The organism is Aulosira sp. FACHB-615 (assembly GCF_014698045.1).
In the GTDB taxonomy this organism is placed as follows: domain Bacteria; phylum Cyanobacteriota; class Cyanobacteriia; order Cyanobacteriales; family Nostocaceae; genus Nostoc_B.
The window spans coordinates 1-5,982 of the sequence record NZ_JACJSE010000075.1; the positions used below are offsets into that span (position 1 = coordinate 1).

Sequence of the window (5,982 nt, forward strand, 5' to 3'; positions counted from 1 at the left end):
TGATAAGATATCGGGCATGGGCTTGTTGTGGCTTTTGAGTTGTCGTTTGGGAAGACAATAACTCTACTACATCAGCCCTCTCTCTTCATCCTCTTATTTTGGCGAAGGTATTGTATTAAACAATAAGAGCAAGTTACAACCTCATTGATTTGGTCGATGAGGTTATTTTAAATGTGCAACTGACTAACTCATCGGGTCATCCCGACCAATCCCCAGTTCTCGCAACTTGGCTTTAATAGATTCCCACTCCGTCCCACAGTAGTAATATTGTTTGTCTTTAACATTGGCTAAATAAAGCCCTGGCTTACCCCCATTAATCCGAAATAAAGCTACCAGGACGTTGAGTTTGGTTAGTTCATGTCTCTGAAGGATTGAATCTAAATCAGTGGATACGCCGCGAGGATTGTAAAAAACTTGGCCACCGTGAAAAAACCACTGCGTTCCCTCGCGTTCGTAAATTTGTAGGTAAATCGGTGCGTGAATCTTGACCATATTCAAATTTTAGTAGAATTAAGAAAGCGTCAAGCGGTTTTAGTGAATAATTGTTCCCAAGCAGTTTTTGAAATGATGACGTACTCACCAGAGGCAATCGCGTCTAAAAATTCGCCAGTTGCACCATCATTGCCGTAGATAAAATTATTTTTCGCTGCTTCTTGTCGCCACCAAAGACGTGTACCTTCTTTGACTCGCACGTTAATTGTTTCTTTATTGCCCAGACTTCTCTCTTAAGTCTGCTTGACAGTTTAGAATAACATCGTGTTGGGCTAAATGCAAAGATGGAAGCGATCTCCACAAAAATTTTGCAATCGAGAGTGTCCGACTTTTATCATTGAATCTGTCACAGCAGTCCCCTTGCGAGGATTTCACTTGCAGTAACGAGCCTCCGCAAATTTTCGGAAGCTTGAATTTTGCTTCAGCCCCCACTCGCCAACTCCAAAAAACCCAAAAGCCCCTCCCCAACATCCGTCAAATACGGTCGCTTCAACTCCCCCAAGTACCTCAGCACTGCTTTTGCAACTTCCTCCAGATTCTCACACGAGCGCAACCGAGTGATGCGATCGCACACCTGCTGCATCTGCTGGCATTCCTGGGGCAGGTAATCGAATGACTTGAGATGCTGCACCCCTACAGTAAGTTCACCATCCCAAAGCCTAACAGTGCAACTGAAGTCATGGACGGCAACCACTATGCACCAACAACCGCTTTTACCCCTGAGTTCGGGGTTATCCTTTGCAAGGATTTGGCAGACTTCACCGATTTGGTAGGTGTTGGGTACTTTGGTACGCTCCATAATTCGTTGCACAACGTCCTTGACGATGCGGCCAGTTGGCACTTTGCCCTTGGCTTCTTCCACTGCCATTTGCCAAACTTCATACTGCTGTTGGGGTTCAAGCTTTGCGAGAGGGCGCACTTGTACTTCTGATGTGGGCAAAATTTGGGAACTATTAGTTCCCATTTCTTCTACTTGTTCATTTTGGGAACTATTAGTTCCCATTTTTATATTGTCAACTATCACTGAACCAGCTATTAAATAGTTCACATGGCGGTAAGTATAGCTAAACCTGTCCTTACAGTATTCCTCAAATGTGCGGTGAGTGGATCTGTACAATCTGCGATCGCGCAATTCTGCCAGTGCTTTACCCGCTTCAAAAAACGCCCTCTCCACTTTTCGCTCAAGGTGCAAGCGATCGCTCTGCTCCTGCTCGGTTAATTCAGGAACTTCAACCGCAGAAACGTCAATGATTGCAGAAGCTGGGTCTTCTGAAGGGGCGATGTCTGAGTTGGGTGATTCTGGATTACTGAATGTGGCAGAGGTGGTTTTGTTGCGCTTACGGGATGATTTGTCCATGAATCCACCTCAACCCCCACATTTAAGCCGCTTGTTGTCGATGCTCTATTAAATTCAGTAAAGGGGGAAATATTCTCGATTTATCACCAGAAACCAGCACAAACACGGCATTGGTCGAGAATGGTTCTCGAATATAGTTATAAAGAATAACAAACGCTCTGGTCGTCAGATAATGAGCATTTCTTAGTAAAACTACTACTTTACGCCCCTCCATCTCTGCCAAAGATGTTTGTACTTGCTCTATAAGCCTTTCAATATCTTGGGCTTCATAAGCGTGAGTGGCTTCAAAATCTATGATTTGGTCGCATATAAAAGATGTCATTGCTCTGCCTCTTTCTCTTCAACTTTCTCAAAAGTGCCATCTGCGCGTCGCCGCCAGCCATCCACAATTCCATCATCTTCAGGATTTCGAGGTTTTGACGGATCACGCCAATCATAATTAGTAACTTGCTCAGTTGGCTGTGTCTGTTTAGGGGGTATTTTGTCCTGGTTAGATTCGCTTTCAGTCATTCTCTTTTGCTTTTTAATAGCAACTTTAGGCTAATAATCATCTATAAAGTTGCTCCCATTGGGTTTTGCTTTACCTTTACTGCTATATGTTTAGTTTGCTATTGTGCAATCTAATCTCTGTTAGGCTGCACCTCTATTATCAATGACAACCATGTGAGCTTGAGATTTAGTAGATTTTGGCACATCACTTTTTCTAGTTACTTGCTCTGAAGCAGTAGATAGCACTATTTCATCGGATGAGTTGCGAGTTTTGTCATCAACATTATCTGGCTGCCATTCCAAAATATCTCCAGGCTGACATTCTAAGACTTCACAAAATCTGCCCAAAGCATCAAATGTAATTGATGCTGCTCTACCTTGTTCAATTTTCTGAATATTTTGAAGGCTGTAACCAGTTTTCCTAGCTAGTTCATTTTGAGATAAGCCTTTAGCTTCTCTCGTCTTTTTCAGTTTTACAAGCACAGGCATTTCCTAATTCTTACTCCTTACAGTAGCACTACTTTCAGTTGGTTATCTTTGGTGTGTATACCCATAAATAATATAAATGTTTACTAAGAATAGCATTACTAATGGTAATACAAAAGCCAGCTAAAGCCTATTGTTGACTACTAACTATAGTGCTACGCTAAGTAGTACACAACAAGCTAAATTCAAACAAAAAGCGACTGCTTAGAGCCTGGAAAACTTACGCAGTCGCCTTTTGCAAAACACCCACCATACAGATGGAGTAACCAATATAATGACATATCCAACTTATACCCAACAACAGCTACGCTGCAAATCCCTCCCCCAGCTAAAGCGCATCTACAGCGAAATCGGCTGCACAGTCGAAGTAATTGACAGACGATGCAAGGGAGAATGGAGAAGCGCGATCGCTCGATACCAAGAAAGCAAACTCCAGAAAATTGACGAACAGGACATAGCCCAAGGCAAATTCGAGCAATACATCGCAGATCAAGCTCAGGCTGTTGCACCCGAAGAATTAACAGTAAGAGAAATTTCTTTTTACGAACACGAGATTTACTGTGGCACAGAACTGATTGCCAGCATCACCTACGATTGCGCTGACTTTGTAACGCAGCCTTGGGTAGTCACGGTGGCTGGAGTAGAGCAATTCCGTGCCAACACCTGGGCAAAATGCCACCGCTTCATTCAATGGCATCACCAAGACGAAATGCTTGATGAACCATTACCTACCCAAAGCCAAACACCTTGCACTACCGAAAACCAAATCATGGCGCATATTTTCAACGAGTGCCAAAAGTACGGCTTTGAACCACTGGATGACGGTATTTACAAAGGCGACGTAAAACTGGGCGAAGTCGGGTATACCAACGGGAATTGGTGGGTAATTCGAGGTTGTTCCGCTCATCAGCAGTATTCTGACTCAGTATTTGATGCAGTGCGATCGCTGTTGGTGTTAAGCGACTGCGAAAAATTGCTAGACCAACCGTTTGAAATGTTAACTGCCCAAGACTGGCAACGGCTACGGGAGTATGAGCCTGTATCAGAATTAGTTGCAGCGTAGGGTACTAGTTTCAAATATCACTATCTACATTCGGGACAGACCTCAGTAATTCTGTCCCACTTCCTCACCAATCACTTCATTCACCAACACAATTATGCAACCCACAATCAATATTCCTCAAAACTGGGACTATCCCCGCTTTACCTTTGGCGATCGCACACAACAGGGCATCATCCTTGGCATGGAGTACTACCTCCCCAACACCCCATTAGCCCACGAGTACGGTCACGGTTGGCGTTACGCTGTTATGCCTGATGACGGTTGCGATGAGATTAGGTATTACTTTGACGACCAACTCCAAACACTATCTATTGCAGAGGTACAGCAAAAATTACAAGCAGAAATTGACGAACATCAACAGCAAATTAAAGCACTTCAACAGCAACTAGTAGCTATCACAGGAGGTTCAACTGATGGCTAAAGTTGTCGATTATTACGTAGAACGAACTGCTGCCAGATTATTGCGATCGCTGCGAAAAAGTGGTGGTTCACTTCCTCTGCACCGGATTCAGTTTTCGCAAACCATCATTCAGTATTTGTTGGACAAGAAATTAGTGCAAATCAAGAATACTGGACACGGCTTTTTGTTGGCAGTTGTCGAGAAGTTTTAACTAAACAGGGAAGTGACTCAAATGGATTCACCAGATTTATTGCTATTAGTTGAATCTGCAAAATATCTGATATCTCAAATAGAAAAACACCCAGATTATCAAGCACTTGACTATCAGCCAGACTTAACAATCGGTGATGCTCAAACAGCACTGTCATATTTGAAATGCGAACTAGATGGTAATCAACAGCCTTTAATTGTCTTTGAGAGTATTGATTAGGAAAGAGCAATCGCTCAATGAGTGCTTATCTTTGGGCGATTGCCAGTGGCTTAAAGTTACATCTCGCTAGAGACGCTTCATTATTACACATCAATACCGAGGAGTGAAAAATATGAAGTTTGAAATCAATCAAATTGTTGAAATTGTAGATAATAAGCCTATTATTCTCTCTACTGAGATTAAATTATTAACACCATCTACTGACTTGTATTCTCTTGCTAGAGATTACATCGAAGAATACGCGGATTACGAGTTTGTCCAACGCAATCAATACTCTGGTTACAGAATTAAGAACAACAAACGCCGTCGATACATTATAGTTCTGATTCCGCAACAAGACAGATTAATCATTTGCTCCCAATTGGAATCAAATAATAAAAGCAAATTGTTTCCGTATCTGTGGGAGACAGCAATTACTACTGTTGAACAATTACATGAGTTCTTCGGAATTTGGTCTAACAAAGATTTTCTTTAACAGCAGAACAATTTTGTAGGTGCAATATATGATGAATGAAATCAAACTAGGATTTTGTAATCCTCCTGAACCAGTTTATCTTTACGTCAAAAATGGGGAATCAAACGGTGAATCATATCTTTGGTATCACTTCATCATTGACCAAGATAAAACTATTCCAGTTCAACAACGTGGATTAATAGGTTATCTATCAGAACTGCGAGTGACAGCCAAAGAATTCAAGGGTAAGGACAATATTAAGCTAGACATTGTTGTGGCAGCAGATGAAGTTTATATCATCCGAACTGGAATAGAAACCAATTTCGCCAAAACATTTTTATTATCAGCATCACTAGTACAAGACTTTTCCAAACCCCTGATTATTGCTGTTACTAGCGGCGAGGAAAATACCGTGTTCTGCCGATTATACGATGCTACTACCAAAGTCAGAATCCGCAAAGAATGGAATCCGAATTCGGATTGGGCATCAATTATTACTGAAATTCAATCTCACTTGGGAACATCTACATCGCTTCCCTTAACATCAGAACAACCGCATCCACAAGATTTGCGAGTTAAACAGATTCGGACTTTACTAAATTATCCGCTTGATTTAGTTAAAGAATACTTGCAATTTCAAGATGTTGACCGCCCAAGTTTACTGCCTGTGAATAAGATTGATTCTTTGGTAAAAACGATGTGTTTGGCTTGGGCTGCTGATAAGTTTGAAAACCCTAACGATGCTGAATCTTCGTATCAAAAGCAAGTTCTTGACGCAATCGCAAGTGAGGTTGATGAAGTAGTAGCAATC

The 5,982-nt window shown here is 41.9% G+C and carries 12 protein-coding genes; 6 read left to right on the top strand and 6 right to left on the bottom strand.

What is annotated here, in order from left to right:
• Positions 1-183: 183 nt before the first annotated feature.
• The 6 genes from H6G77_RS35090 to H6G77_RS35115 all read right to left on the bottom strand — a co-directional run bounded on the left by H6G77_RS35090 (position 184) and on the right by H6G77_RS35115 (position 2,827).
• A complete protein-coding gene (locus H6G77_RS35090; protein ID WP_190874125.1) occupies positions 184-492 on the bottom strand; it encodes a hypothetical protein in 309 nt (102 codons plus the stop codon).
• A 29-nt stretch (positions 493-521) separates the two neighbouring features.
• The gene (locus H6G77_RS35095; RefSeq protein ID WP_190874126.1) at positions 522-692 is read right to left on the bottom strand and encodes a hypothetical protein; all 171 of its coding nucleotides are present in this window, start codon (positions 690-692) and stop codon (positions 522-524) included.
• 221 nt (positions 693-913) lie between these two features.
• Positions 914-1,849, bottom strand: coding sequence for a hypothetical protein (locus H6G77_RS35100; RefSeq protein ID WP_190874127.1), 936 nt, complete (start codon positions 1,847-1,849; stop codon positions 914-916).
• A gap of 22 nt (positions 1,850-1,871) precedes the next feature.
• The gene (locus H6G77_RS35105; RefSeq protein WP_190874128.1) at positions 1,872-2,171 is read right to left on the bottom strand and encodes a hypothetical protein; all 300 of its coding nucleotides are present in this window, start codon (positions 2,169-2,171) and stop codon (positions 1,872-1,874) included.
• Complete coding sequence (locus tag H6G77_RS35110; RefSeq protein WP_190874129.1) at positions 2,168-2,359, bottom strand: hypothetical protein; 192 nt, start codon at positions 2,357-2,359, stop codon at positions 2,168-2,170. The genes H6G77_RS35105 and H6G77_RS35110 overlap by 4 nt, the downstream gene beginning before the upstream one ends.
• A 120-nt stretch (positions 2,360-2,479) precedes the next feature.
• On the bottom strand, positions 2,480-2,827 hold the full coding sequence (locus H6G77_RS35115) for a helix-turn-helix transcriptional regulator (RefSeq protein WP_190874130.1): 348 nt from the start codon (positions 2,825-2,827) through the stop codon (positions 2,480-2,482).
• A gap of 271 nt (positions 2,828-3,098) precedes the next feature.
• Here H6G77_RS35115 and H6G77_RS35120 point away from each other — a divergent pair, with 271 nt between their 5' ends.
• The 6 genes from H6G77_RS35120 to H6G77_RS35145 form a co-directional block, all read left to right on the top strand.
• Positions 3,099-3,887, top strand: coding sequence for a hypothetical protein (locus H6G77_RS35120; RefSeq protein ID WP_190874131.1), 789 nt, complete (start codon positions 3,099-3,101; stop codon positions 3,885-3,887).
• Positions 3,888-3,981: 94 nt separating this feature from the next.
• The gene (locus H6G77_RS35125) at positions 3,982-4,308 is read left to right on the top strand and encodes a hypothetical protein (RefSeq protein ID WP_190873847.1); all 327 of its coding nucleotides are present in this window, start codon (positions 3,982-3,984) and stop codon (positions 4,306-4,308) included.
• Positions 4,301-4,498, top strand: a complete 198-nt coding sequence (locus tag H6G77_RS35130) for a hypothetical protein (protein ID WP_190874132.1) — start codon at positions 4,301-4,303, stop codon at positions 4,496-4,498. The genes H6G77_RS35125 and H6G77_RS35130 overlap by 8 nt, the downstream gene beginning before the upstream one ends.
• 21 nt (positions 4,499-4,519) lie before the next feature.
• On the top strand, positions 4,520-4,717 hold the full coding sequence (locus H6G77_RS35135; RefSeq protein ID WP_190874133.1) for a hypothetical protein: 198 nt from the start codon (positions 4,520-4,522) through the stop codon (positions 4,715-4,717).
• Positions 4,718-4,829: 112 nt separating this feature from the next.
• Complete coding sequence (locus H6G77_RS35140; RefSeq protein ID WP_190874134.1) at positions 4,830-5,192, top strand: hypothetical protein; 363 nt, start codon at positions 4,830-4,832, stop codon at positions 5,190-5,192.
• A 28-nt stretch (positions 5,193-5,220) separates the two neighbouring features.
• A partial coding sequence (locus tag H6G77_RS35145) for a hypothetical protein (RefSeq protein WP_190874135.1) occupies positions 5,221-5,982 on the top strand: 762 nt, incomplete at its 3' end.

Coding starts and splice junctions, on each gene's coding strand:
- H6G77_RS35090 (WP_190874125.1), bottom strand. CDS start 492: ATGGTCAAGATTCACGCACCGATTTACCTACAAATTTACGAACGCGAG.
- H6G77_RS35100 (WP_190874127.1), bottom strand. CDS start 1,849: ATGGACAAATCATCCCGTAAGCGCAACAAAACCACCTCTGCCACATTC.
- H6G77_RS35105 (WP_190874128.1), bottom strand. CDS start 2,171: ATGACATCTTTTATATGCGACCAAATCATAGATTTTGAAGCCACTCAC.
- H6G77_RS35110 (WP_190874129.1), bottom strand. CDS start 2,359: ATGACTGAAAGCGAATCTAACCAGGACAAAATACCCCCTAAACAGACA.
- H6G77_RS35115 (WP_190874130.1), bottom strand. CDS start 2,827: ATGCCTGTGCTTGTAAAACTGAAAAAGACGAGAGAAGCTAAAGGCTTA.
- H6G77_RS35120 (WP_190874131.1), top strand. CDS start 3,099: ATGACATATCCAACTTATACCCAACAACAGCTACGCTGCAAATCCCTC.
- H6G77_RS35125 (WP_190873847.1), top strand. CDS start 3,982: ATGCAACCCACAATCAATATTCCTCAAAACTGGGACTATCCCCGCTTT.
- H6G77_RS35130 (WP_190874132.1), top strand. CDS start 4,301: ATGGCTAAAGTTGTCGATTATTACGTAGAACGAACTGCTGCCAGATTA.
- H6G77_RS35135 (WP_190874133.1), top strand. CDS start 4,520: ATGGATTCACCAGATTTATTGCTATTAGTTGAATCTGCAAAATATCTG.
- H6G77_RS35140 (WP_190874134.1), top strand. CDS start 4,830: ATGAAGTTTGAAATCAATCAAATTGTTGAAATTGTAGATAATAAGCCT.